Annotated in this window: 26 protein-coding genes; 19 read left to right on the top strand and 7 right to left on the bottom strand. The window is 37.6% G+C overall.

The window, feature by feature from the left end:
• Positions 1 to 21: 21 nt before the first annotated feature.
• The 5 genes from JUJ52_RS12505 (at position 22) to JUJ52_RS12520 (ending at position 4915) form a co-directional block, all read left to right on the top strand.
• On the top strand, positions 22 to 252 hold the full coding sequence (locus JUJ52_RS12505) for a hypothetical protein (protein ID WP_166530465.1): 231 nt from the start codon (positions 22 to 24) through the stop codon (positions 250 to 252).
• 413 nt (positions 253 to 665) lie between these two features.
• Positions 666 to 794 (top strand): hypothetical protein, encoded by a 129-nt coding sequence (locus JUJ52_RS23400; protein ID WP_255637666.1) that lies wholly within the window; start codon positions 666 to 668, stop codon positions 792 to 794.
• A gap of 487 nt (positions 795 to 1281) precedes the next feature.
• Entirely contained in the window at positions 1282 to 2676 is a 1395-nt protein-coding gene (locus JUJ52_RS12510) for an L-cystine transporter (protein WP_026679599.1), read from the top strand.
• A gap of 555 nt (positions 2677 to 3231) precedes the next feature.
• Entirely contained in the window at positions 3232 to 3360 is a 129-nt protein-coding gene (locus JUJ52_RS23405; protein ID WP_255637667.1) for a hypothetical protein, read from the top strand.
• 529 nt (positions 3361 to 3889) lie between these two features.
• Positions 3890 to 4915, top strand: a complete 1026-nt coding sequence (locus tag JUJ52_RS12520) for an ion channel (protein WP_026681836.1) — start codon at positions 3890 to 3892, stop codon at positions 4913 to 4915.
• Positions 4916 to 5156: 241 nt separating this feature from the next.
• On the opposite strand, the gene JUJ52_RS12525 is transcribed toward JUJ52_RS12520, so the two are convergent.
• Positions 5157 to 6959, bottom strand: coding sequence for a DNA ligase D (locus tag JUJ52_RS12525; protein ID WP_205389132.1), 1803 nt, complete (start codon positions 6957 to 6959; stop codon positions 5157 to 5159).
• Positions 6960 to 7083: 124 nt separating this feature from the next.
• Between JUJ52_RS12525 and ku the strand changes: the two genes are divergently transcribed.
• The 4 genes from ku (at position 7084) to JUJ52_RS12545 (ending at position 10743) form a co-directional block, all read left to right on the top strand.
• The gene (ku, locus tag JUJ52_RS12530) at positions 7084 to 7932 is read left to right on the top strand and encodes a non-homologous end joining protein Ku (RefSeq protein WP_026681834.1); all 849 of its coding nucleotides are present in this window, start codon (positions 7084 to 7086) and stop codon (positions 7930 to 7932) included.
• Between the two features lie 924 nt (positions 7933 to 8856).
• Complete coding sequence (locus JUJ52_RS12535) at positions 8857 to 9873, top strand: acyltransferase family protein (protein ID WP_205389131.1); 1017 nt, start codon at positions 8857 to 8859, stop codon at positions 9871 to 9873.
• Positions 9874 to 9907: 34 nt separating this feature from the next.
• Positions 9908 to 10471 (top strand): sugar nucleotide-binding protein, encoded by a 564-nt coding sequence (locus tag JUJ52_RS12540; RefSeq protein ID WP_226983563.1) that lies wholly within the window; start codon positions 9908 to 9910, stop codon positions 10469 to 10471.
• Between the two features lie 17 nt (positions 10472 to 10488).
• Positions 10489 to 10743, top strand: a complete 255-nt coding sequence (locus JUJ52_RS12545; protein WP_226983562.1) for an SDR family oxidoreductase — start codon at positions 10489 to 10491, stop codon at positions 10741 to 10743.
• Between the two features lie 87 nt (positions 10744 to 10830).
• Here the strand turns inward: JUJ52_RS12545 and JUJ52_RS12550 are convergent, their stop codons facing one another.
• Positions 10831 to 12180, bottom strand: a complete 1350-nt coding sequence (locus tag JUJ52_RS12550; protein WP_026681832.1) for a YjiH family protein — start codon at positions 12178 to 12180, stop codon at positions 10831 to 10833.
• Positions 12181 to 12308: 128 nt separating this feature from the next.
• Between JUJ52_RS12550 and JUJ52_RS12555 the strand changes: the two genes are divergently transcribed.
• The 5 genes from JUJ52_RS12555 to JUJ52_RS12575 all read left to right on the top strand — a co-directional run bounded on the left by JUJ52_RS12555 (position 12309) and on the right by JUJ52_RS12575 (position 16566).
• Positions 12309 to 13952, top strand: a complete 1644-nt coding sequence (locus JUJ52_RS12555) for an ABC1 kinase family protein (protein WP_228088990.1) — start codon at positions 12309 to 12311, stop codon at positions 13950 to 13952.
• Between the two features lie 16 nt (positions 13953 to 13968).
• The gene (locus tag JUJ52_RS12560) at positions 13969 to 14274 is read left to right on the top strand and encodes a phasin family protein (RefSeq protein WP_026681830.1); all 306 of its coding nucleotides are present in this window, start codon (positions 13969 to 13971) and stop codon (positions 14272 to 14274) included.
• A 1190-nt stretch (positions 14275 to 15464) separates the two neighbouring features.
• Positions 15465 to 15704, top strand: coding sequence for a hypothetical protein (locus JUJ52_RS12565; protein ID WP_228088991.1), 240 nt, complete (start codon positions 15465 to 15467; stop codon positions 15702 to 15704).
• A gap of 180 nt (positions 15705 to 15884) precedes the next feature.
• Positions 15885 to 16181, top strand: coding sequence for a YwdI family protein (locus JUJ52_RS12570; protein WP_026681829.1), 297 nt, complete (start codon positions 15885 to 15887; stop codon positions 16179 to 16181).
• 16 nt (positions 16182 to 16197) lie between these two features.
• Entirely contained in the window at positions 16198 to 16566 is a 369-nt protein-coding gene (locus tag JUJ52_RS12575; RefSeq protein ID WP_026681828.1) for a DUF423 domain-containing protein, read from the top strand.
• Between the two features lie 16 nt (positions 16567 to 16582).
• On the opposite strand, the gene JUJ52_RS12580 is transcribed toward JUJ52_RS12575, so the two are convergent.
• The 4 genes from JUJ52_RS12580 to hemQ all read right to left on the bottom strand — a co-directional run bounded on the left by JUJ52_RS12580 (position 16583) and on the right by hemQ (position 18882).
• Positions 16583 to 16834 (bottom strand): hypothetical protein, encoded by a 252-nt coding sequence (locus JUJ52_RS12580; protein WP_026681827.1) that lies wholly within the window; start codon positions 16832 to 16834, stop codon positions 16583 to 16585.
• Between the two features lie 100 nt (positions 16835 to 16934).
• Positions 16935 to 17384 (bottom strand): spore coat protein GerQ, encoded by a 450-nt coding sequence (gerQ, locus tag JUJ52_RS12585; RefSeq protein WP_026681826.1) that lies wholly within the window; start codon positions 17382 to 17384, stop codon positions 16935 to 16937.
• Positions 17385 to 17419: 35 nt separating this feature from the next.
• Positions 17420 to 17845, bottom strand: a complete 426-nt coding sequence (locus JUJ52_RS12590) for a cell wall hydrolase (protein WP_205389129.1) — start codon at positions 17843 to 17845, stop codon at positions 17420 to 17422.
• 290 nt (positions 17846 to 18135) lie between these two features.
• Positions 18136 to 18882 carry a hydrogen peroxide-dependent heme synthase gene (hemQ, locus tag JUJ52_RS12595; protein WP_026681824.1) on the bottom strand — a complete coding sequence of 249 codons (747 nt, stop codon included), beginning with the start codon at positions 18880 to 18882 and terminating at the stop codon, positions 18136 to 18138.
• 247 nt (positions 18883 to 19129) lie between these two features.
• On the opposite strand from hemQ, the gene pta reads away from it, so the two are divergent.
• On the top strand, positions 19130 to 20101 hold the full coding sequence (gene pta / locus JUJ52_RS12600) for a phosphate acetyltransferase (protein ID WP_026681823.1): 972 nt from the start codon (positions 19130 to 19132) through the stop codon (positions 20099 to 20101).
• A 711-nt stretch (positions 20102 to 20812) separates the two neighbouring features.
• On the top strand, positions 20813 to 21028 hold the full coding sequence (locus tag JUJ52_RS12605) for a hypothetical protein (protein WP_121605629.1): 216 nt from the start codon (positions 20813 to 20815) through the stop codon (positions 21026 to 21028).
• Between the two features lie 87 nt (positions 21029 to 21115).
• Here the strand turns inward: JUJ52_RS12605 and JUJ52_RS12610 are convergent, their stop codons facing one another.
• Positions 21116 to 21970 carry a lipoate--protein ligase family protein gene (locus JUJ52_RS12610; RefSeq protein ID WP_205389127.1) on the bottom strand — a complete coding sequence of 285 codons (855 nt, stop codon included), beginning with the start codon at positions 21968 to 21970 and terminating at the stop codon, positions 21116 to 21118.
• 327 nt (positions 21971 to 22297) lie between these two features.
• Between JUJ52_RS12610 and JUJ52_RS12615 the strand changes: the two genes are divergently transcribed.
• The 3 genes from JUJ52_RS12615 to JUJ52_RS12625 all read left to right on the top strand — a co-directional run bounded on the left by JUJ52_RS12615 (position 22298) and on the right by JUJ52_RS12625 (position 24693).
• Entirely contained in the window at positions 22298 to 23617 is a 1320-nt protein-coding gene (locus JUJ52_RS12615) for an HD domain-containing protein (protein WP_205389126.1), read from the top strand.
• Positions 23607 to 24101: a YwgA family protein gene (locus JUJ52_RS12620; protein WP_205389125.1), complete on the top strand. Its 495-nt coding sequence runs from the start codon at positions 23607 to 23609 to the stop codon at positions 24099 to 24101. Before JUJ52_RS12615 ends, JUJ52_RS12620 begins: the two co-directional genes overlap by 11 nt.
• A 73-nt stretch (positions 24102 to 24174) precedes the next feature.
• Positions 24175 to 24693 carry a YwhD family protein gene (locus JUJ52_RS12625; RefSeq protein WP_121603969.1) on the top strand — a complete coding sequence of 173 codons (519 nt, stop codon included), beginning with the start codon at positions 24175 to 24177 and terminating at the stop codon, positions 24691 to 24693.
• Positions 24694 to 25304 lie beyond the last annotated feature (611 nt).

Raw genomic sequence — 25304 nt, forward strand, 5'->3', positions numbered from 1 at the left:
AACAGGAAAGGAAGCTGACTATTGAGGCAGCTTCTTTTTAATGGTTCACTAACAGATGGAATGATGTTACCTAAAGGAATCGTTCCAAGCGAGATAAACTACTGGGGGTATTTGTCATTTTTGATTATACAGAAAGGGATAGATTCTTATATCGAAGATCTGCTCCATTTTGAAAAAGCAGATCCAGAGTGTAGTACATATCCTAGGCTCAAAAAATCAGATGATAAAGCTGGATTAGTAATTAGCTTTTAAAATCACAATATTCTATTTATGTTAGCCGGTTTCTTTAGGAGAAACCGGTTTTTTTAAAAGATAAGAAAGTATAAAATCGGTGCAATGACTGCGTTAAGCCAAGTAGTTATTTTGAAATGTTTGATGTATATTGGCAATGCTCCGACTAATTACTTCGCTTTCCGTGGGCACGACCTCAACTAACTTTGCAAAGAAGAACACGTTGCAAAGTGGATTTTTGGCTCGCGCTATTCCCGCAGGAGTCTACGTAATTAGTCTCCGCTATGAGAAGGTGCAACAATTCTTGTCATAAGTAATAGGTTGACTTTTTTTACAATGGGTAAAGTGAAAATCGCTATCCGTGAGTATAAAAGCAGCTGTGTTACTTCATGCTAGCGTTGTAGAGCCTGAGGCCACTTCAACTCCTGTGGGAAATGTTTGACCTGAAGATCCACTTTTTTGAGCGGGTTTTGCTAAAAAAGTTAGCTGAAGGACAAACCCCACGGAAAGGGAAGTGGGCAGACGGAGTGGTGGTCAAGCAAGCAGTAGCTATTATTCCATAATAGCTACTAGAGGAAGCGTAAATCTGAGCATTTAGTGATAAGGAATGAGCGAATTTTGCTCCGTTTTTCTAATTGTCAAAGGAAATTATAAAATTAGCCCATGTGGATAAAGATGGGCGTGTTGAGCCACGTCCAGCTCCAGCACCCAGAAACGAGGCGACTTCACGAATCGCCCTACGCTAAGTCATCATCGGCTTGCAAGCTCACCGTGATTCCTTTACCTCTGTTGGCTCGCTCCAGTAATCGGGCGCTAGCGCTTTTGTTCGTAAGTGGTTGTCAGCCCTCTTAAAAACTCTAACCCGTGCATCCAAGATGGAAGCAAATCATTCTCTTGACACAAATGCTAAACCGTTGTATCTTATTTAAAGTCATACTAATTTTATCGGAATAATAAAATATGGTAACGATAAAAATTTTTTGCGCATATGATAAGTTCAACTTCATATGCAAATAATAACGGAAATGACAAACAAGGAGGGTTTATATAATGAGTTTACTTTATACCATTGTAAACATCGCAGTACTAGTTATTTTAATTGGATTACTTATATGGATGCAGAAAAAGCATTTTTCATTTACGAAGCGTGTGTTTACTGGGCTAGGTGCTGGTATTGTCTTAGGTGCTATATTACAGCTGGTTTATGGTACAGGTTCAGAAGTATTAACAGAAACTACGGAGTGGTATAGCATCGTAGGTAGTGGTTATATCCGTTTTCTTATGATGATTGTAGTACCGCTTGTTATGGTGTCGATTATTCAATCCATTATAAATTTAGAAAAAACTGCTGAATTAGGAAAAATGTCAGCTTGGATTATTGGCATTTTAATAACAACAACGATGATTGCTGCCTTGATCGGAATTGGTTCGGCAACACTATTTGACTTAAGTGCTGACCAAATAGAAGCTGGGCATGCAGAAAATGAACGAGGAACAATGCTTGAGACCACATTGGGTGAAGTTGAAAATCAATCAGCTCCACAAAAAATTCTGAATTTCATCCCGTCTAATATTTTCTTAGATATGACTGGAGAGCGATCTACTTCTGTTATTGCAGTAGTTATATTCTCGGTAATTGTCGGTATTGCTGTGCTCGGAGTTCGTAGGAAGAACCCAGAACAGGCAGAAATGTTTACAAAGATCGTTAATTCTCTTTATGCAGTCGTTATGAGAATCGTTACATTAATTTTACGTTTAACACCTTATGGTATTTTAGCACTGATGGCAAATACGGTGGCAAGCACAGACTTCGCAGGCATTGTAGAACTAGGTAAATTTGTTCTCGCATCATATGTTGCGTTAATCGTTATGTTTGTTATTCATCTATTATTAGTAAGTTTATTCGGATTGAACCCGTTCATATATTTACGTAAGGTCATTCCTGTATTAGGCTTTGCGTTTACATCACGTTCAAGTGCTGGAACGATCCCGCTAAACATTCAAGCACAACGAAATTCGCTAGGTATTGATCAAGGTATTGCCAACATGTCAGCGTCATTTGGTGCAACAATGGGACAAAACGGATGTGCAGGTATATATCCAGCTATGCTGGCTGTTATGATTGCGCCAACAGTAGGAATCGATCCATTATCACCTGGATTTATATTGCAATTAGTACTTATTATTGGTATTAGTTCATTTGGAATTGCTGGTGTTGGTGGGGGAGCAACCTTTGCAGCATTAATTGTACTTTCCTCCATGAATATGCCAGTTGCACTAGCTGGGCTATTGATTTCCATTGAAGCCTTTATTGATATGGGACGTACTGCTCTTAATGTTAATGGTTCTATGGTTAGTGGGACATTGACATCGAGAATACTAAAAAAGATGGATGTTAAAACATTTAATGATAAAACGGCAATAGAGGAAAGTTCATCCCTTTAAGATTTTTGTCAATATGAAGCGGTAGCTTGTAGAGAACTTAGAGTTTCTCTACAAGCTTTTTTGTAGTCTGTGGAATTTAGTGGAATTTATAAAACCTGCCCATGTGGATAAATATGGGTATGTAGAGCAACGTCTAGCTCCAGCGTCCAGAAATTAGGCGACTTCACGAATCGCCCTAAAAAAGTTATCATTGGCTCGTACAGACTCACCGTGATTTCTTTATCACAGCTGACTCGCTCCAGTCGCTACGTTTCTAATCGGGCGCTTGCGCTTTTCTTATAAGTTAAGAAAGTATAAAATCAGTGCAATGACTGCGTTAAGCCAAGTAGTTATTTTGAAATGTTAGATGTATATTGGCAATGCTCCGACTAATTACTTCGTGAGTCTACGTAATTAGTCTCCGCTATGAGAAGGTGCAACAATTCTTGTCATAAGTAATAGGTTGACTTTTTTTACAATGGGTAAAGTGAAAATCGCTATCCGTGAGTATAAAAGCAGCTGTGTTACTTCATGCTAGCGTTGTAGAGCCTGAGGCCACTTCAACTCCTGTGGGAAATGTTTGACCTGAAGATCCACTTTTTTGAGCGGGTTTTGCTAAAAAAGTTAGCTGAAGGACAAACCCCACGGAAAGGGAAGTGGGCAGCCGGAGTGGTGGTCAAGCAAGCAGTAGCTAGTATTCCATAATAGCTACTAGAGGAAGCGTAAATCTGAGCATTTAGTGATAAGGACTGAGCGAATTTTGCTCAGTTTTTTTATTTAATTGTTTAGAAAAGCCCCGTCTATGCTGGGGTTCCAGAGAGCTTATAGCGTAATAAAAAAAGATCTAAGAATATATTTGGAATCAGCTCAAGGAAGTTTATATGAGTGATCAATCTACATTATTTGAAGCGTTTGGTTCATTTACAGGACAAAAAATAAAAGATTCTTTTAGATGCAGTAGTGAAGTGGTGGTATTGATCCTGTACAAGCCAGGCAAGCTACTTGCTTACAAAAAGCTCGTGCGGAAATGAGACACCGCTTCTCTCTCTAATCCTTACTGCTTTCACTAGTTATTTTAGCTAATCGGATAACTCGCCGGTTTCGCTAAAAATATAATCGGATTTCATGAATCTATTCGTTTTTTTCTATACGAATCTTATATTTATGTTACTATTTTAATAGGTATTAGGATGCGTATGTTAGTGTTATTAGAAAGAAAAAGGGGGGAACCTGCGTGATATTTTTTAAGCAATTATTCGTAAAAGTAATTAAGTTAAATAATTGGTTTCTGCTATTTGCAACATTAACATTGGTTTTTGCTAGCAGTTACTTTATATATTTTTTAGAACCAGATACATTTGCAAGTCCTTTTGAAGGGCTTTGGTGGACCATGACAACTGTAACAACAGTAGGTTATGGCGATGTTTCTCCAGTTACCGTTCCCGGGAAGCTATTTGCAATGTTTTTATACATTGTTGGGATAGGGCTTATGACAATATTTATCGGTAAAGCAATTGATTTTTTAAGTATCCGCAAACGGTTAAAGGAGGAAGGGAAATTGAATATCTCAACAGAGGGACATATTATTTTAATTAACTGGACAAAAAAAGCAAAGATTACATTAGATGAGCTTTTACATACGTTTAAGGATATACCAATTGTTGTTATTGACGAAAAATTAGAGAAAACCCCAATATTGCATGAACAAGTAGAATTTGTTCACGGAAATCCAGCGAATCAGGATGTATTATTACAAGCAAATTTGCTGAAGTGCAAATCCGTGATGGTTTTTGCTCCTGAGAATACGATAGCAACATCTCAGGCAGATGGGCAAACCTTACTAATTGCAACCATCCTTGAAGGAATAGGGAAGGAATATAAACAAAATATCTATACCATTTGTGAAGTATTGGAATCGACGCATATTCAAGCATTTAAACATGCTTCTGTAGAGGAATTTATTACTGCAAACGATACAGCTGGGCATCTTGCGGCACGTTCCATACTTTTCAATGGCTCCAGTGAAATCATTCGACAACTGACGAGTCATAAAGGCTACGATCTTTATTCGATTGGTAAAAAAGAAACATGGAACACGTATGAAGAAGCGCGTACTGATTTAGCACAGCAAGGAGCAATGCTAATAGCAAATGGCAACGATTTATCCATAATAAATCAATTGAAAAAACCTATACCAACGGATGCAAAACTATTTATAATTTGTGATCAGCTTACGTATGAAAAAATTGTTACGCAATAAAAATAAACATTTGTTTAACTAGATGGAGACGAGGATAAAACTGTGTTTATCAACAACTGGAATGATGGTTCGTGTAACTAAGCTGCTCCAGAAATCGACTTCACTTTTGGCATGCGGCTGTTAAGCTTCCTTGGGGGCAGCGAGATCTTTCCTCTCACAGTAATTACGTATATTTCTGGAGAGAGCGTAGTTTATCCCACAAATAACTGGCAGTAATACCCCCAAGGATTGAAGTTTCACTTTATTTTTGTAATAGCTTTAATACGTTGGATACGGATTGTTTCTCCTTTTCCCTGTGATAGCTATTAAAAGGGCAGCCTTTGTATCTCACACGATCCACTACATTCTTGATCGTAAAGGCTTGAGGATTGAGCTTGTCTGTCAATTCATCCCAAAATAATGGAGTTGCAACAGTGGCATCTAGGGTTTTTCTTGGTGAATAAGGGGCAATAATTGTCTTGTTCTTCCCATGTTGCACATAGTCAATATATAATCTGTCATTTCGCTTGTCTTTCATACGTTCAGTTGTAAATAACTGAGGATAAGCATTTTCAACAGTCCATGCAATTGCTTGCGTAAATAATGCGGTCTGCTCATAGGTCATGCTTCTTTCCGGAATAGGGATATAGATTTGCAATCCTTTATTGCCTGAAGTCTTCACAAAGGATGTCAATTTTAAGTCATCTAGTATGGGTTTGATTATTTGTGCCGCCTTTATGGCTAAATGAAATCGTTCTCTATCGGGAGGATCTAAATCAAAGACGATTTCTTGGGGATAGCTACTAGCCAACGTTTGAAACGGAACGTGAAATTCAACAGTGCCATGGTTAGCAAGCCATATGAGTGTATGGAGCGAATCACAAAGAATAGAGCTTTCACCATCCGCTTGTACACGTGGAATAAAATCTGGTGCATACGCTGGTAAATGCTTTTGAAAGAAGTGCTCAGCTTCTACGCCATCTGGTGCACGAATGATAGTTAAAGCACGCTCCTTTAAAAATGGCAGCATATAAGGAGCGATTTCTCTTATATAAATAAGCAGATCCCCCTTCGTTAGATGCCTTTTTGGCCAGAGTAATTTTGTCGTATTTGTCAATTCTATATTTTCAGGAAGCATAGCCATATCAAGATGTAATCTATCAACTGTTAAGTCTTTCGCGTGTACATCAGGCTGTAGTTTGGTAAACTCTGGCTCTCGAAGTTCCCCATCGTATAAATCTAAACTATGGATGGCCGCGCAAATGGCAGGTGGTAACGTGAATACAGAACCTGTTTGTTTACTACCCTTATGGATAAATAGATCTTTTAATGTATGAAGTGCTTCCTCATCTAATCCATGTTTACACTTTCCGATGTCAACGATGGTATCTTCTTGGAAGACGGCGACGGAAAAATAATTATTTCTCATATCGAAGGCAGTTAAGAAACCATGTAATGTTCTCCAATTTTTTATTTTAAACCAATCCTGATGGTTTTTACCGGCCTTATAAGTACTACGTTTTCGTTTAGCAATAATTCCTTCTCCTTTATTTGTAAAAACGCGTTCTAATAACAGCTCAGCATTTGGATATGCGTTTACAAATTGTATGATATTGTTGTGCTTCAGTTGAGAAATGAGAGCTTCTAAAGCTTGCTTACGCTTCGTAAACATTTCTTGGTATAGTTGTCTGCCCTTTTGCATAATAAGATCAAATGCTAGAAAGCTGGCTGGACGATGGATAGCGGCTTCTTGGACCTTGTCTTTATTTTTTAGCCGCCCCCTTTTTTGAATCCAAGCAAAATTAGCCTGATACATGTTATTTAATACAACTAGTTCTCCATCAAGCTGTATAGGTAGAAAGGAAAGAAGTCTCTCTTGATTCCGTTTGCAATATTCGATGATTTCCGGGAACTGTAAAGTTAGATCTTTATTATTCTTACTCATTAGACGGATATTATCGTGCTCCCATTTTAAAACACAACGAAATCCATCGTATTTCACCTCAAACATCCAATTGTCACCTTTAGGTATATCTGTACTTGCTATCGGTTTCATAACATGCATATTTCATACTCCCTTTTAAAAAGATCGTTGTATTTATCTTATTTTTACACAAATGCTGTTGTTTAATCAGGAAGGATAAATAAAGTTATTTCAGCCAAACTATGACAAAGGGAGGTATGTGTGAATGCATACAATGTGGAAAGGTACGATAAGCTTTGGCTTAGTAAATATTCCTGTAAAAATGCATGCTGCAACAGAAAATAAAGATGTTAAACTTCGACAGCTGCACAAGGAATGCCAGTCACCAATCAAATATGAAAAAAGTTGTCCGGTCTGTGATCGACCAATAGAGAATGATGAAATTGTAAAAGCATATGAGTATGCCAAAAATAAATTTGTTGTACTGGATGAAGAGGATTTAAAAGCATTACAGAAGGAACAGGAAGATAAAGCAGTGGAAATTGTCGACTTTGTACAATTAGAGGAAATTGATCCTATTTATTTCGAAAAAAGCTATTATTTATCTCCGAACGAAGGGGGAGCAAAAGCATATGGTCTGTTACGAAATGCTTTAAAAGATACAGGTAAAATAGGGATAGCCAAAATGATCATCCGGTCAAAAGGACAGTTAGCTGTTATTCGTGTTTACGAGAATACATTGGTAGTAGAAACCATTCATTACCCTGATGAGGTTCGTGATGTGAAAGATGTACCAAATGTACCTGATGAAGTGGAAACCGAAAAAAAAGAGCTTGATACGGCAAAAATGCTTATTGATCAATTAACAACTGAATTCGATGCTACGAAATATAAAGATGAGTATCGTACAGCATTACTCGATCTAATTGAACAGAAAAAGAACAATGATGAATCTACTGCTACAGCAACAGAAAAGCCTGCTCCAGAGGCAGCTACAAACTTAATGGATGCACTGCAGGCCTCATTGGATCGAGCGAAGCAAGAAAAGCCAAAGCCAAAGCAACCGAAGAAAAAGACGAAAACAACGGCAAAAAAGAAGAAGACAGGCTCATAAAGAGGCTGAGACAAAAGAATGAAGAATCCAATTAAAAACGAACGATGATTGGTTGAAATTAATTATCGTTCGTTTATTGATCAGAATCATTCATTTAGCACCTGAAATAAGTGAGACTCTGGCGGGAACAGTACGAGTCCGAAGATTCACGTGGTAACGTGTTTTTCTTTACCAAGTTAGCTGTGGCCGTGCTCGTGGAAAGAGCGTATATTTTCACGGTGCGGCGATGATACTCCTATTGATAACATGATTATTCGTATTTTCAGTAAAGAAGTTGTGTTTTGTCCCAGCCTCTTTTCATGCTGTCAAAAATGTCTCGACAGGCTACTTACGAAGTGTACAAAACGTCATGTGTGGAAAGAAGTGAAAGAACGGGTTTGCTTGAACTGGCCTTCTCATAAAGGAAAGTGGATTTACCCGAATAAGAAAAGAGAAAAGTAAAACGTAGCCTCGCAGCTTTAAAAGAACTGCATGGGCTGCGTTATTGTTGTTTTCACGAAAAGCAATTGATATTCGTCCACCCACACACAGGGTTTCTATAAAAGCTGATTTTTCAGTGGAATGCTTCAAAATAGAACTTTGGCCAATTTTACCCCGCATATAATTGGCAGTAAGCCCCACTTCAAGCAATAAAGTGAACCTAATATTGGTGAGTGGGGATCGACTACAAGGTCTTTAGGTCATATTCTTATGGTACTAACCTTCCGTGGGAGGTAAACATTAACCTCCACGGATTGAATTTTTACTTTATCCATTACATCATGACAGCTTTTTTTCAAATCTTTTACAATAACCTAACAAGTCTATGAAATCGGTTAGTAACCTATTTATTTCTATAAAAAATAGGGTAAAGTGGATATTGCACACTTATTTAACATTGACCAAGGGATAAGTTTCAGAATTTTTTAAAAAAGGAGATGCGTAATGGAAAGAAATGCCTTTTTTGATAATGCAAAAGTGCTGTTAATTTTTTTCGTTGTATTCGGTCATATGATCCAACCTTTTACAGACGGATCTCCGAAAATTAATACGCTATATATGTGGATTTATACTTTCCATATGCCAGCATTTATCTTTCTTTCAGGTTTTTTTGCTAAAGGTTCTGGGAATATAAAATATATCTTAAATTTAATGAAAAAATTACTCGTACCATATGTTGTTTTTCAAATCCTCTATTCAGGATATTATTACCTGATTGGTAAATCTGGATGGGAAACGGATTTGTTTAGTCCTCATTGGGCATTATGGTTTTTATTCAGTTTATTCTGTTGGCATATGTTATTATATTGGTTTAAAAAGCTACCTCCAGTATTGGCAGTAGTTATTTCAATTCAATTAGGTCTAATTGTAGGTTACTTTGGTGAAATTGGTCATACGTTTAGTTTATCGCGTACATTTGTATTCTTTCCGTTTTTCCTAATTGGCTACTTCATTACGGAAAAACAGTTAATGTTGATCAAGAACAAGGGAATAAAGGTAGCAGCAATAATAGTAATGGCTGGAATTGCAACTGCTATTTATTATATGCCTGATTTTAATTCAGGTTGGTTGCTTGCTTCTAAATCATATGGAGATTTAGGAATGGGAGAATTTGGAGGACTAGCAAGATTACTTGTCTATTTAACGGCTGCTCTCATGATTGTCAGCGTATTATCGTGGGTGCCTAAAAAGCAATTTAATTGGACTGTTTTAGGAGCTAGAACATTGTATGTCTATCTGCTTCACGGTTTTTTCATTCAATATTTTCGACAAGCAGAATTATTTGAGGTAAATCGAATAATAGATTTGGTTGGTCTTGCTGCTATTTCGTTAGCGTTAGTTCTTCTGTTATCAAGTAGGCCAGTTCTCGGTATTTGGCAGCCAGTTATTGAAGGAAGAGTATCAATTATCAAAAAGACGTATCAAAAAATAAGTAAGCAGCATCCAAAGACAGAATCCTAATCTGATAACAATAAAAGAAAGGGGAAGAATAATCATGAAAGTTTGTGTGTTTGGTGCAAGTGGTTATGTTGGAAGTTCTGTTTACAAACGATTCAAGGCTATCCCCGAAATTACTGTTAGTGGAACATATTTGGATGAACCTGCAATAGTTGCTGATTTAGTAAAATTGGATATAAATGAGCCAGAATCCTTCTCCAACTACTATAAAGCAATGCAACCGGATGTAGTTGTTTGGTCGGTGATGCACGGACCACAAGAACATCAATTGACGGAGCATGGGCTTCTGCACTTGCTAACCCACCTTACCCCTGAAACAAAGCTCGTTTATATTTCATCTGATTTCGTCTACAGTGCTGGGAATGGTCCGTATGATGAGGAGGATCCCGCAACCCCTTTACCAGATGATCATGAGCTGAGTAATTATGCGAATGCTAAAGTCAAAGCTGAACGCTTTATAACGAATGAATTGACCAATTATGTCATCTTAAGAGTAGGTCTGTCTATGGGGAAAATCAGGTTGGCAGGCTTGATCAACGAACAGATAAACTTTCCTATCATTTACGGTCAGGTAAGCCAATTGCATTCCGTGATGATTTAATTCGTACATTTGTCCATGTGGAGGATTTAGCGGCTGTCATTGTAAAAATGGTAGTTAATGACGTATCTGGTGTATTTAATGCCGGTTCTCCTAAGACTAGAAGCTTTTATGAATTTATGCGATTAATGGCTGAAAAAATGGGTTTCAATCCGGAACTTGTAAGGAAAGCATCTGTCGAGGAAATGGTAGATGGAGAAATGCCGAAGAATACGGCATTACGAACAGAGAAAATAAATAAATTAATGAACCAAATGTTTAGAGAGAACGTATAATAAAATAACCCCCTTTTTTTTAAATATAAAAAAACAGACGGCTAAGGATAGGCCGTCTGTTTTTGGTTACATTAATAGCATAGCAGCTTAAAAGATAATATGAGCAATGATTGCAATAATGGGTAGGGTAATTATTGTACGTAACAAAAAGATGATTGCCAAATCTTTAAAAGATACCGGTACCTTAGACCCTAATAATAATCCCCCAACCTCAGACATATAAATTAATTGCGTTACAGAAAGTGCAGCTATAGTAAAGCGGGTTATATCTGCCTCAATGGAAGAAGCAAAGATAGCTGGTAAGAACATATCTGCAAAACCAATTAGGATTGTTTCTGAAGCTGCTTCAGCAGCAGGAATTTGTAAGAGTTCTAATAACGGTATAAATGGCATACCAAGCCATTGGAAAACAGGTGTATTTTCGGCAATTATTAAGGCGATCAGTCCAAATGCCATCACGACAGGAGCGACACCCATCCACATGTCTAGGATGTTTTGGCCACCTTCTTTTATGAATTTATACACACTTGTTTCCTTCTTTGCACGGTTCAATGCTTTTCGGTATCCAAAGGTAAACACGTTGTCACCTTTCGGAATTTCTTCAGATAATCCTTCCGCCTCTTCGTTTACATACGTATTGGATTTGCGCGAGAGCGGAGGAATCCGAGGCATGATTAATGCAGCAATAAATCCGGCTACTAAGACTGTTCCATAAAAAGGTAAGAACATATCTTGGAGTTCAACTTCCGATATCACTACTAATGAAAAGGTGATCGATACGACAGAAAATGTTGTACCGATTACAGCAGCTTCTCGTTTTGTATAGTAACCTTCTTCGTATTGTTTACTAGTAAGTAATACGCCAATTGTCCCGTCACCAACCCAAGATGCTAAAGAATCAATGGAGGAACGTCCTGGTAAACGAAATAATGGTCTCATGATTTTCGTCATTAATGTACCGAATAATTCAAGTAAACCAAAATTCATAAGTAATGGTAAAAACAATCCGGCAAATAAAAATACGGCGAATAATACATGCAACAGATCATCAAGTAATAATTGTCCAGTTGCTTCACCATGAACAAATTCTGGACCAATACGGAAGTAAACCATTACTGCAAATATGGCAGCTATAACACGGGTAATTGTCCAAAATGTGCTCACATGAAAAAGCTGTTGAAAAAAAGGAGTCCCTTTTAATTTTTCCCTTCCTATAAGCTTAGCGAATACACTCATTATTGCAGTAATAACAATAATTACCATCATAATAGCAGATAACTGATCAGCAAGTAGGGTTTGAACCTTCCCAGCAAGTATGGCTATTGGTATCGTAAGCCCTTCTTCTGTCTGTATAGGTGACATAAATAAAAAGATACCAATTAAGGATGGGATGATAACCTTAATATGGTCTTTTATGGTAAAGTGATTATTCTTCATAAGAACCCCCATTGTTCCATATTTCTTATTTATTATAAGGGAAATATACGCATTATCCAACTATTTATTAGGACCGACTTGTTTTAAATAAGTAGATAATCGGGTACATATCTAAAGAGGTGTTGAAGGTGAATAAGGGGCTTAAATATAGATTAGTATATCGCTGCAGTATCATGATCTGGATGACAATCAAATTTATTTTTCTCATGTACAAGTTCCATTTTAGAAATAAAGTATGGGATGACCGGACGATCGCTAAATGGAATATATTAGTAACAAAATTAGCAAGAGAATATCGTAATAAGGCTGTTGAATTAGGCGGTGTATTAATTAAGGTTGGGCAATTCCTTAGTACAAGGACTGACTTTATGCCCGATGCGTTCCTCAAAGAACTAAGTGGATTGGTTGATCGTGTCCCACCAATGCCGTTTAGCTATGCGCGGAAGCTATTAGAAGAGGAATGGGGAGGGGACATCTATGAATATATAGAGGATATTAAACCGACGTCCATCGCATCTGCATCCATAGGTGAAGTTTATTTAGCCAAGTTAAGAGAAGACCATTCAGACGTAGCAATAAAAGTACAGCGTTATCGTGTTGAGGAAATTTTTCATATAGATTTTAAAGCACTTCGAATCGTTTTTTGGTTGATTTCTGTATTTACGTCATTTGGTAAGAAGGCCGATTTACCTTCCTTATACCGAGAACTTATCACGGTTATGAATAAGGAGCTAGATTTTCAACAAGAGTTAAAGCATGCCTGTTACTTTCAAGAGAGATTCCAAGATAATAAGGCCATACATATTCCAAATTATATAGAGCAGTTATGTACGAAAAAGGTCTTGGTGATGGAGTGGATAGACGGTGCAAAAATAACGGATGTCTCGTATATGCATCGACATCAGGTTTCAACGCAGCAGATAGCTAGAAGCTTATTTGACTTTTATCTAGAGCAATTTTTGAATGAAGGTATGTTTCATGCAGATCCCCATGCTGGAAACATCTTGATTCAACAGGATGGAACGATTGTAATTATTGATTTTGGCATGGTTGGAGAGGTACGAAAGCAGGATACGCATTATTTCAAAAAACTAATACAAAATATAATTATGGATGATTACGATCGGGTAATCGAAACATTAGATGAAATGAATTTCATATTACCTCAGGCGAATCGAAAGAAATTAAAACAAATGATTAGACAGACCATTGCTATGTATCAGAATGGTTCATTAAATACAATGGATGCTCATACAATGGAACAATTAAAAGAAGATATTCGTTTGTTTATAAGTGATCAGCCAATCCAATTATCAGCGGATTATGCGTATTTAGGAAGAGCGATATCAATCGTTATAGGTATCCTACTAGCCATTTATCCAGATATAGATTTGCAGAAATGGGCAAAGCCTAAAATTAAAAAATGGTTTGGCGGGAGAAATTTAGCGGAATCCATTTATAAGCAATATGTAAAGGATGCAGTTCAACCAGTATTATCCTTTCCAAAAGCTATGTTAGGTTGGCTAGAAAATGGGGAAAAGGAAAGAAAGTGGGAGAGAGAGAAGCAACAAAAGCAACTGACACATAATTACTTTGTTTTACTTGAAGTAATCTGTTTTGTTCTACTATTGGTTAGTGTTAGCTGTATCCTATTTGCCTATTACCAAAACTTAAGGCGATTGACCACCATTGCTATATCCGGAGCAAGTATATTTGCTGTAATGATGATTTTATTATTCATGAAGCATTACCGCAACATTCGATCAAAGTAATAAGGAGGAGATACACATGAATGATGTCTTAAAAAAAGGTTTTCTTTTGGGATTAGGAGCTGCAGTAACTAGTAAAGAGAAGTTTGAACGCAAGGTAAAGCAACTGGTCGATAAGAATGAACTAACACAAGATCAAGCACGCACGGTTCTGCAAAATTTTGTGGAGAAAGGTGAAATGAAAAAGGATGAATGGAATACGCAGCAATATGAGCAAACACAGAAGCTCGCTAAAGAGTTTGGATTAGCGACAAAGGAGGATGTTAACGAGTTACGGGCTCGTATTACTGAGCTTGAAAACAAGCTTGAAGATCGTTCAGAATAATGAATGAGGCTGCGATAAAATGATTTCAATGTAAATAGGAAGTAATTTCGTGCAAAAACCCACTTGGGAAATATACTTGCTCTTCGGCTGATGACGGATTATCGTGCTATACACTAAGGGGGTGCCGATATCTTCCCAAAGGATAAGCGATACATCGCATGCAAAAAAAGCGCTCTTTTTTCAAGAAGTCTCGTCTCCATATATAGCGAATGCAATGTATGGTTCGTCTTCATGGTTTTGATTTCGTTCCTGCGTCATTTAAATGTGCCATGATGGCGATGAATATAGGATTTGAAGAAAATACTTCACAAGCTCGCTTAGGGAGGGAAAATTGTCATAATACAGGGAATCTATTTTGTCAAAAACAGTAGTTATCTGTAAATTCTGCCTATTTATCATATTGTAGTTGATAATCACCATAAACCGAGGTACAATAGAATAGCATTATCAACTCGTTTCATACTAGGGGGAATCTTAAGCGTATGGTTAGCTTTTTAGAAATATGTAAAGATATGGAGAAGAAGCTTGGCAGAAAATTGCAGGATAACGAAATCAGGTTTTTGCAATGGATGTATAAACGCTATAAAGAAGAACAACCCAAAAGAATTTTGGAATTGGGGTAGAGAGTATGGAAACTGATGCTCATTCGTTTTTTCATCGAGTTGATAGGGAAAAAGATAACCAGTATACGAAAAAACAAGGTCCTGCAATACTCAGGACTTTTTTGTAGTCTAGGAAATTATAAATTAGGCCATGTGGATAAATATGGAGGTGTTAGGCCGCCGTCCAGCTCCAGCGCCCAGAAACGAGGCGACTTCATGAATCGCCCTACGATATGCCATCATCGGCTCGCAAGCACACCGTGATTCCTTTATCTCCGTTGACTCGCTCCAGTCGCTACGTTTCTCATCGGGCGCTTGCGCCTTTGTTCTAAGTTAAGAAAGTATAAAATCAGTACAATGACTGCGTTAAGCGAAGTAGTTATTTTGAAATGTTTGATGTATATTGGCAATGCTCCGACTAATTACTTCGCTTTCGGCGGGCGCGACCTCAACTAACTTTGCAAAGAAGAACACGTTGCAAAGTGGATTTTCGGCTCGCGCAATTTCCGCAGGAGTCTACGTAATTCGTCTCCGCTATGAGAAGGTGCAACAATTCTTGTCATAAGTAATAGGTTGACTTTTTTTACAATGGGTAAAGTGAAAATCGCTATCTGTGAGTATAAAAGCAGCTGTGTTCTTCATGCTAGCGTTGTAGAGCCTGATAATAGCGAAGGCTTGCCACTTCAACTCCTGTGGGAAATGTTTGACCTGAAGATCCACTTTTTTGAGCGGGTTTTGCTAAAAAAGTTAGCTGAAGGACAAACCACACGGAAAGGGAAGTGGGCAGCCGGAGTGGTGGTCAAGCAAGCAGTAGCTATTATTCCATAATAGCTACTAGAGGAAGCGTAAATCTGAGCATTTAGTGATAAGGAATGAGCGAATTTTGCTCCGTTTTTCTTATTGTTATAGAAAGTGATTTATGAAGAGAGAATGATGCAAATAAACGTTTGTTTTACTGAAGCACAGCTTTTATAATGAAAAGAGGTAGAAAAGAAAGGAGCAAGATGAATGGCAGTGGCAAATACCACAATCATACAAAAAATGATAAATGAACTAAACGAAGCAAAAGATCAAGATAATAACACTGAAGAGTTGGTGAAGCATATTCGTCATGTTCGTTTATTATGTGATTTGTTCCTTGAGGATAGTGCAAAAGATCAAGTTAGGGCTAAGGTTAATGGTATTTCTCCCTTAGAGATGAAGGCGATGCTTGGTGATAATGATGCGAAACTACATAGACCATCAAAACCAAGCTCGGGTAATGAACACGATGAAGCAAATGGGGATTCAATTTTTGATTTTTAATAAAGAGGTGTAAATCGTGAAGCTATTTTTAGTATTAGGCATGATTAATGGGTTTTTAGCAGTAGCGTTGGGAGCGTTTGGTGCCCATGGTTTAGAAGGAAGACTTTCAGAAAAAGCTTTATCTACCTGGGAAAAAGCAGTAAATTATCAAATGTTTCACACTATGGCATTATTAGTAACAGGATTATTAATGATGAAGGCTGATCCTGCTAGTATTATTTGGGCAGGCTGGATGTTCTTTATCGGTATCATTCTGTTTTCGGGAAGTTTGTATATTTATTCGACAACTGCAATTAAAACCTTTGCAATGATCACACCGCTCGGTGGTGTAGCATTTTTGATTGGCTGGGTGCTATTGGGTACATTCGCTGTAAAACATTTATAGCTTTATATACGATAGTTTATAGTTGAAATAGGAAATAGATAGAAAATAATACGATAAGTACTGCACGAGCCACTTGCTTTAATGCTTGAATGGATTTGTATAAGTTCCATTCCATCATTCCATCACATACGAGACTAATGGAAATAAGGAAAAGACAGAAAAGAATTAAGAATAAATAGCCTTTTATAAGTGCAATTAATCCGATTACAGCGGCACAAGCTAATGTAATAAGTTCGACTAATATAAATTTTTCATAAGGATGCTTCATGGAATCCATCCTTTCTGTTTACTGCTAAACATCTAATAGCTAAAGGGATAACACAAAGGAAGTTGTGTCATCCCTTTTCTATTAGATCGTATTTTGATTTTTAACGTGGTGAGTATGAGGTATTTGCATATGGATACGCGTAATTTAGTTCTTCATCAAAGGTTACATAGTCTAAATAAACCATCAGCAAGAGGTAGCGTTTACCCGTTTGCGGATCACTTAGAATAATGTGATCTCTGCCTGCACCTTCAATGATCCCTTTGAAAACTTTTGCATTCCACTGGTCATTATTTTCAAAAGTCATATAAACAGTAGCTTCTTTTCCTCGGTTTAAACGAAGAATATTTTCGATGTATGATTCCTGCATGGGAAGCATTCCCTGATTACTGGTCGTAGGATATGGTTGCTGTGTCTGTTGTTGTGTTGGTGGGTATTGTCTCATATTATAACTTGGATAATAAGCTGGAGATGAAGGTGGATAATAGTAATACGGATAAGGTTGATATCCGTTTCCTGCTTGCTGATTGTTATTTTCCTGGTTTTCACTCATGTAAAACCCTCCTATTAGTAAATATTAATGCCTCACTATCGGAAAACGGAAGGACATTCAGAGGCGGTAGGTGAATAGAAGCAATGAGACTTGAATCTTCCTACATTCCATTGACCATACCATTGAGCAGGACAATCTCCAGCGGGCATAAAGAACCATAACGAATTTGTTGCTGGATGCTGTCGTTCTCCCTGAATGACTCTACGAGCTAACCGTTTATCAGCTTCGCGTGCTCGCTGGTAAAAGTAACCTTTTTGTGTCGCTTCAAACCCACCAGGGCTTTGGAATACCATATCATTAATCGTTCGAATTTCTGTAAAATCAAGACAATTAGAAATGACACGATTAATACCTGTATTACCTACCATAAGCATTCCTAACTCCCCGTCCCCCTCCGCTTCCGCACGCATTAATCTTGCTAACAACGCCACATCATTATCTGTATGTGCGACAAGAGCCATTTGCATTCCTCATTTCTGTCCATTCTGGTTGCATTAGTATATGTATGTGGCAGGCATTGAAAATATGTTATAAAATCAAATGTTACGTTTGCTTTGTTAAAGGAAAAGAACAAAAGCGCAAGTGCCCGATTAGAAACGTAGCGACTGAAGCGAGTCAACGGAGATAAAGGAATCACGCTGTGATTACGAGTCGACCCCATATTTACCCATAGGCTTAAATTTTATAATTTCCTAGACTATAAAAAAGATGCCCAATTCATGGACATCTTTTAATTCGCTAAGTAGGAGGCTTATATTTCCAAATATGTTGCTATTGCTTCATTTGGAAGATGGTTTCCCACAAAGAATTCACCAAATTCTCCGTATTTAGAACTTACTTCATCAAAACGCATTTCATAGACAATTTTCTTAAATTGCAATGGGTCATGAGCAAATAAAGTAACTCCCCATTCCCAGTCATCAAGACCAATGGAACCAGTTATAATTTGTGAGACTTTACCCGCATATTTTCTGCCAGTCATGCTATGTTCGTATAACAGTTTACCTCGCACATCTTTTTCAAGCGTGTACCAGTTTTCATCACCATGGCGTCGCCGATCCATCGGATAAAAGCATACATGCTCCCATTTTGGTAAGATTGGTTTTAACCTTGCGGCTATTTCTGGTATTTCTTCCGGATGCTCTTCTTTATACGGTCGGTATTTTGAAAGTTCTACAATCGAAACATAGGAATGAGCAGGTATTAAAAACTCACCCATTTTTGATTTATTCAATTCTGTTTCAATGGTAGCTAATTCATTTGTTGTAGGACGAAGGAACATAAACATAAGATCTGCTTTTTGCCCTACTATATTATAAAGGGCATGACTTCCATCTTTCCCATCTTCAACTTTATCCCATTTAACAAGTAAATGTTGAAGGCTGTCGATTGCTTCCTTACGCTCATCTTCTGTAGCAAGTTTCCAGGAAGTCCAATCTACTGTACGAAAATCATGGAGGCTATACCAGCCGTCCATCGTTTCCACTGCTTCTACCATATCTATCTCTCTCTCCTTTAACTATGTGTGTAAGGTTATGACGAGCACCTTTTAATTTATTTACGATCTGTTTTTACTATAGCATAATTTGGGCAGTATATTCATGACGTAAACATATCAATTCGTCATCGTTCGCTATATTGTCATAAGACTGTCAAAAAACGTATAAAGCTAGATAGGAATTGCTTTAATTTATGTAAAAAATCATCTACTATTTAACTATATCCATTTAGGAGGTTTTATAAAAGTGAGTCAATTATTTGAGCAAGTGAAAGAAAAGGTTTCTAACCAAAATAAATCTATCGTGTTTCCAGAAGGGACAGATGAACGTATATTGACAGCAGCTAGTCAGTTGGCAGCAGCTGACATCCTAACACCAATATTAATTGGTGATAAAACGGTTATTAAACAAAAGGGAGAGGACATTGGAGTAGATGTATCTCGTTGTAAATTGATGGATCCAGTTGAATTTCCAGAATTTGATTTGATGGTGGAGACGTTTGTGGAACGTCGTAAAGGTAAAGTTTCCAAAGAGGACGCGGAAAAAATTCTACTAGATGAGAATTACTTTGGGACAATGCTTGTTTACATGAATCAAGCAGATGGACTCGTAAGTGGTGCTGCGCATTCAACTGCCGATACGGTTAGACCTGCATTACAAATTATTAAGACAAAAGCAGGTGTCCAAAAAACATCAGGTGTATTCATTATGGTGCGAGGACAGGAGAAGTATGTATTTGCTGATTGTGCCATTAATATAGCTCCAAATAGTCAAGATCTTGCTGAAATCGCAGTGGAAAGTGCGGTAACTGCAGAATTATTTGGCGTGGAGCCACGTGTAGCTATGCTTAGTTTTTCTACTAAAGGTTCAGCTAAGTCAGAGGAAACGGAAAAAGTTGTTGAAGCTCTAAACATTGCAAAGGAAAAGAATCCTTCCTTAACTATTGATGGAGAGTTTCAATTCGATGCAGCATTCGTTCCAAGTGTAGCAAAGAAAAAAGCACCGAATGCTGAACTCCAGGGTGATGCTAATGTCTTTGTATTTCCAAGTCTTGAAGCTGGAAACATCGGCTATAAGATTGCCCAACGCTTAGGTGAATTTGAAGCAGTTGGTCCGATCTTACAAGGTTTGAACAAGCCTGTAAATGATCTGTCACGAGGCTGTAGTGCAGAGGACGTTTATAATTTAGCATTAATTACTGCTGCTCAAGCAGAATAATGAAAGGGATTGTTTCGGAAACCTTTTTAGATGAAAAACTTGAATATACAGACTACGGAAGGAGAAACGGTTTACAGATCCACAGTGAGTGTTATCCTGAGGAGAGGCTGAAATTTGTTTTCCGTGGAAAGAAAGTATATTCCAGTTATCTGCTATGGAGGCTTAGACAAAAGTAATGAAAAACGAAAGATAATTAGTGTAGGTTAATTATCTTTCGTTTTTTTGGTGATCTAGGAAAAAATAAAATTAGCCATGTGGCTAAATAGGGGGCGTGTTGAGCCGCGTTCAGCTCCAGCATCCAGAAAAGAGGCGACTTCACGAATCGCCATACGATAAGTCATCATTGGCTCGTAAGCTCCATGAATCCTTTATCTCCGTTGACTCGCTCCGGTCGCTATGTTTCTAATCGGGCGCTCACGCTTTTGTTCTAAGTTAAGAAAGTATAAAATCAGTGTAATGACTGCGTTAAGCCAAGTAGTATTTTGAAATGTTTGATGTATATTGGCAATGCTCCGACTAATTACTTCGCTTTCCGTGGGCACGGCCTCAACTAACTTTGCAAAGAAGAACACGTTGCAAAGTGGATTTTCGGCTCGCGCTAATCCCGCAGAAGTCTACGTAATTAGTCTCCGCTATGAGAAGGTGCAACAATTCTTGTCATAAGTAATAGGTTGACTTTTTTTACAATGGGTAAAGTGAAAATCGCTATCTGTGAGTATAAAAGCAGCTGTGTTACTTCATGCTAGCGTTGTAGAGCCTGATAATAGCGAAGGGCGGCCACTTCAACTCCTGTGGGAAATGTTTGACCTGAAGATCCACTTTTTTGAGCGGGTTTTGCTAAAAAAGTTAGCTGAAGGACAAACCCCACGGAAAGAGAAGTGGGCAGCCGGAGTGGTGGTCAAGCAAGCAGTAGCTATTATTCCATAATAGCTACTAGAGAAAGCGTAAATCTGAGCATTTAGTGATAAGGACTGAGCGAATTTTGCTCAGTTTTTTATAATAGAATGTATCATTTCAGGTGCTTGTGGATTCAATTCGTTCATTTCGTTTTTTCATTTGTTCGAGACGCTTTTCGTAATCCGCCTGTTCCGAATCAGAAAATGGCTGTTCAATCACCTCGTTATTGAAAGCTGCTAAGGATTTCTTCGCTCTAACTTTCATATCCTCCACGGTTAGTTGTGTATTCAATAAGTCTGACAAAGAAGACATCACATGAGGATCTACCGAAGGGTAAGTGAATTTAGTTTTCTCTCCTTTTTTGCTAATATCGTAAAAATCTCTAATTACTTTCGCCCGTTTATAGCTATTGCCTTTAACATCCAAATAAATTTGCACAGCGACACCATCCTTCACCCGACGTTGTGAAATGCCTGCAAATTTTTTCCCATTAATACTTAAATCATAATCTCCAGGGCAATAGGAATTAACAATTTCGTATGCTTCAATCTGATCTGTTAGATCATCAAGCATGTACGTAACAAAACGGACCATAGCTTCATACCCTTCGTGAATGGATAGATCTTTTACTCCAGGAAGGATTAATGAAATATTTAGTACACCGTTATCTAAAGCAACTGCCAAACCACCGGAATTGCGAACAACTACGTGAAATCCAGCCCTTTTCAGCAGCTGTATACCTTCATCGATATAAGGCAGCTTTGCATCTGGAATACCAAGTACAATGGTGTTTGGATGAACCCATAAGCGCATAGTTGGTGGTGATGACCTATGACTAATTGAAAGAGCCAGGGCATCATCAATCGCAAACGAATGTATGGCTGTATAAGCTTCATTATTGAAGGTAGTTAGTGTAGAGTGGTCGATGTAACGAAATGTATCTTGTTGTATCAAATCTTTCCAATTTTTCATAGTTTACTCCTTGATTTACTTGAATAATAAACGAATGCTCCAGGTATTAGTATGTTTAGCTTCTTACTTTTTTCATTTATTTATCCCGCCACTATTGGCAGTAAGATTCCCTTTCAATTTATAGTACATATCATGAAGAGAAAATAGTGGGAACTGCCAGTAAATGTCCGATTGGTTCGGGCCATGGAAGTAGGTTACAAAGGCGTTGCAATAGGACGTGGCGATTTAAGCCTTTGTACGTGTTTGATCAGTAAAAACCTGATTGAAGGTTCACTTTATCTATTATATAATAAAAAGAAATCGTCGAAAAGAAACGGATGGGAATGCATGGCATATAAAGATGAGCAATTACATGAAGAAAAAGTATTTAAAGATCCTGTACATCGGTACGTACATGTAAAGGACAGGGTGATATGGGATTTAATTGCAGCACCGGAATTTCAGCGGTTACGTAGAATAAAGCAATTAGGTACAACGAATATAACTTTCCATGGTGCTGAGCATAGCCGATTTAATCATTCTCTTGGTGTTTATGAGATTGTTCGTAGAATTATAACTAACTTCGAAGGACGACCACATTGGAACAGTGAGGAACGTCTTCTTTGTTTATGTGCTGCGTTATTGCATGATTTGGGACATGGCCCGTTCTCCCATTCGTTTGAAAAAGTATTTAAATTAGATCACGAATATTTCACACAGCAGATTATATTAGGTGATACGAAGGTAAACGCAATATTGGAACGTGTAGCAAAAGGATTTGCGCAGGATGTGTCAGATGTTATTGCAAAAACTTATAAGGATAAGCTAGTTGTTAGTTTAATTTCCAGTCAAATTGATGCGGATCGCATGGATTATTTACAACGAGATACCTACTTTACTGGGGTTAGCTATGGACATTTTGATATGGAGAGAATCCTGCGAGTGATGCGTCCAATGGAGGATCAAGTTGTTATTAAGTACACGGGCATGCATGCGGTAGAAGACTATATTATGAGTCGTTATCAAATGTACTGGCAAGTCTATTTTCATCCTGTTACAAGAAGTGCAGAAGTCATATTATCGAAAATCCTTCATCGAGCAAAGGTATTGTATGAAGATTCAAATTATACATTTAAACTGGAGCCTACGCACTTTCTTTCGTTTTTTACTGGGCATGTTAAACTACAAGATTATTTGAAATTAGATGAGGGGATTGTTTCCTATTATTTTCAACTTTGGCAGGAAGAAGAAGATGACATTTTGAGCGATTTGTGTGAACGATTTACCAATCGAAGGTTGTTTAAATATATTGAATTTAACCCGAATCTACAAATGAATGAATGGATGGAGCTGCATCGCCTATTTATGAATGCAGGAATTGATCCAGACTATTATCTTGTAGTCGATTCCTCATCTGATTTACCCTATGATTTTTATCGCCCAGGGGAAGAGGAGGAGCGGTTACCCATTCATTTGCTTATGCCAAATGGTGAGTTGAGGGAGTTATCTAGACAGTCGGAAATTGTTGAATCCATTTCTGGAAAAAAACGAACGGATCACAAATTGTACTTTCCTATTGATTTAATAGAGAAGATAGAAGATAGTACGGTGAAGAAACGTGTAGAAGAAATTCTTAGTGGTCAGGGAGAGGTAAAGAATGCTAACTAATCATGCAAAGCTAATGCAGTTTTTTTCCGTTGCTAATGAAGTCACTGGCAGGAAAAAGCTTCAAAAAATGATTTATATCCTTCAAAAGTGTGGTATGCCTTTTGAAGAAAAGTATGAATTTCATTTCTATGGTCCCTATTCGGAAGAGCTAACATTACGAGTAGAGGAATTATGTAATTTGGGGTTCATTCATGAGGAAAAGGAAGATAAAATCAATTATTATCAATATCATTATACAATTACAAATGATGGGGAAGAATTTTTACATCAGTTTGCAATGGACATGCCCGATTTTTCCAGTCAGGTGGAAGCAATGAAGGGGAAAAGCTCTAGATTTTTAGAGCTTGTTGCAACAATGCTATATTTTGATGGCTTATCGACAGAAGAAAATATTGCAAAGGTACATACGGTGAAACCAAAGCAAAAATATACGAATGAAGAAATACAAGCGGCACACGCTTTTATTGAAGGCTTGAAGCAATAGAGACAGATAGGTGTCAACATGGTAATACCTATGCTACAATAAAAAGCAGTAAACATAGAAGGAGGGTTCTGGGATGAGTTCCGATCAATCTTCGAATAAGAAAAAAAATAACTTTACGATCATTAAGGATGATTCAACGGATGGACATGGTGGTTACGGATATGGTTCGATTAGTTTAGAAAACATGTCTTCCGTAATTGTGGATCCCAATGAAAATAAGGCTTATGTTGATATGGCAGCAATGCATGCAAGAAGTGATATCGAACGTCGCGTAAAATATTTGAATGATAAAAACGAGGTACCCAATGGTAAATTATATTGGATTGTATGGGTGAATGTTGATCAAGGTGAAAATGGACCATATTATTCTGGTGTAGCAGGTAGTGAGCTACGCGTTGACCGTTCGATTAAACGAGCCTACAAATCCATGCCTGAGCATGTTACACATATGGAAAAGTCGTTAAAAGGTAAAGTTATCGTAGACCATATGGATGAGCATTCTAAGAAATTATTAAAGGATTTCTTGGTTGAATTTGATCCAGACATGTGGAAAAATTCCAAAGATGAATTGAAAGATTCACTTCCAGAATAAGGAGAAAACCTTCTAGCTTGGCAATCTAGCCAACCTAGAAGGTTTTCGTAAATCTGTTATCCCGCATATAACTGGCAGTAAGCTCCACCGGTTTTTACTGAAACATATACGTACAAAGGCTTCATTCGCCACGCCTGTGGCAACGCCTTTGTGACCTACTTCCATGTAGGCCCGAACCAATCGGACATTTACTGGCAGTTGATCCCACACTTAACCATTTTGTTTTTTCTTCATTGCTTGAGTGATTTCAAAAGAGTACAAGGGTTGGATAGTTGACATCCATTGCTAATGGACAGAGCGTGATAAACTTGATGTATTGAAGTGGAAAACGGCGAAGTCTTTACTTCTTACAATCATTCAATAATTGTTAAGAATACTTCCTTATGCTAACATTTAAAAGTGAACATTTTGTGACGTCGAGCTAAAGCAATCGATTTTATCTTGTACTTTGTATTAGAAATTTGTAAAATATAGGAGTACATGGGCTACTCATGTATTACTAGGACAAAAAAGAAGCCGAAACCAGTATATCTGGATTCGGCTTCTTTTTTATAAGTTAAGAAAGTATAAAATTAGTGCAATGACTGCGTTAAGCCAAGTAGTTATTTTGA

This window comes from Virgibacillus sp. AGTR, from assembly GCF_016919725.2.
Classification (GTDB): domain Bacteria; phylum Bacillota; class Bacilli; order Bacillales; family Amphibacillaceae; genus Virgibacillus; species Virgibacillus salarius.

What these genes read in the sequence shown, in the direction of transcription:
- JUJ52_RS23400 (WP_255637666.1), top strand. Translation starts at nt 666, where the DNA reads ATGTTTGACCTGAAGATCCACTTTTTTGAGCGGGTTTTGCTAAAAAAG.
- JUJ52_RS12510 (WP_026679599.1), top strand. Translation starts at nt 1,282, where the DNA reads ATGAGTTTACTTTATACCATTGTAAACATCGCAGTACTAGTTATTTTA.
- JUJ52_RS23405 (WP_255637667.1), top strand. Translation starts at nt 3,232, where the DNA reads ATGTTTGACCTGAAGATCCACTTTTTTGAGCGGGTTTTGCTAAAAAAG.
- JUJ52_RS12525 (WP_205389132.1), bottom strand. Translation starts at nt 6,959, where the DNA reads ATGCATGTTATGAAACCGATAGCAAGTACAGATATACCTAAAGGTGAC.
- ku (WP_026681834.1), top strand. Translation starts at nt 7,084, where the DNA reads ATGCATACAATGTGGAAAGGTACGATAAGCTTTGGCTTAGTAAATATT.
- JUJ52_RS12535 (WP_205389131.1), top strand. Translation starts at nt 8,857, where the DNA reads ATGGAAAGAAATGCCTTTTTTGATAATGCAAAAGTGCTGTTAATTTTT.
- JUJ52_RS12540 (WP_226983563.1), top strand. Translation starts at nt 9,908, where the DNA reads ATGAAAGTTTGTGTGTTTGGTGCAAGTGGTTATGTTGGAAGTTCTGTT.
- JUJ52_RS12550 (WP_026681832.1), bottom strand. Translation starts at nt 12,180, where the DNA reads ATGAAGAATAATCACTTTACCATAAAAGACCATATTAAGGTTATCATC.
- JUJ52_RS12560 (WP_026681830.1), top strand. Translation starts at nt 13,969, where the DNA reads ATGAATGATGTCTTAAAAAAAGGTTTTCTTTTGGGATTAGGAGCTGCA.
- JUJ52_RS12565 (WP_228088991.1), top strand. Translation starts at nt 15,465, where the DNA reads ATGGGTAAAGTGAAAATCGCTATCTGTGAGTATAAAAGCAGCTGTGTT.
- JUJ52_RS12570 (WP_026681829.1), top strand. Translation starts at nt 15,885, where the DNA reads ATGGCAGTGGCAAATACCACAATCATACAAAAAATGATAAATGAACTA.
- JUJ52_RS12580 (WP_026681827.1), bottom strand. Translation starts at nt 16,834, where the DNA reads ATGAAGCATCCTTATGAAAAATTTATATTAGTCGAACTTATTACATTA.
- gerQ (WP_026681826.1), bottom strand. Translation starts at nt 17,384, where the DNA reads ATGAGTGAAAACCAGGAAAATAACAATCAGCAAGCAGGAAACGGATAT.
- JUJ52_RS12590 (WP_205389129.1), bottom strand. Translation starts at nt 17,845, where the DNA reads ATGGCTCTTGTCGCACATACAGATAATGATGTGGCGTTGTTAGCAAGA.
- hemQ (WP_026681824.1), bottom strand. Translation starts at nt 18,882, where the DNA reads ATGGTAGAAGCAGTGGAAACGATGGACGGCTGGTATAGCCTCCATGAT.
- JUJ52_RS12610 (WP_205389127.1), bottom strand. Translation starts at nt 21,970, where the DNA reads ATGAAAAATTGGAAAGATTTGATACAACAAGATACATTTCGTTACATC.
- JUJ52_RS12615 (WP_205389126.1), top strand. Translation starts at nt 22,298, where the DNA reads ATGGCATATAAAGATGAGCAATTACATGAAGAAAAAGTATTTAAAGAT.
- JUJ52_RS12620 (WP_205389125.1), top strand. Translation starts at nt 23,607, where the DNA reads ATGCTAACTAATCATGCAAAGCTAATGCAGTTTTTTTCCGTTGCTAAT.
- JUJ52_RS12625 (WP_121603969.1), top strand. Translation starts at nt 24,175, where the DNA reads ATGAGTTCCGATCAATCTTCGAATAAGAAAAAAAATAACTTTACGATC.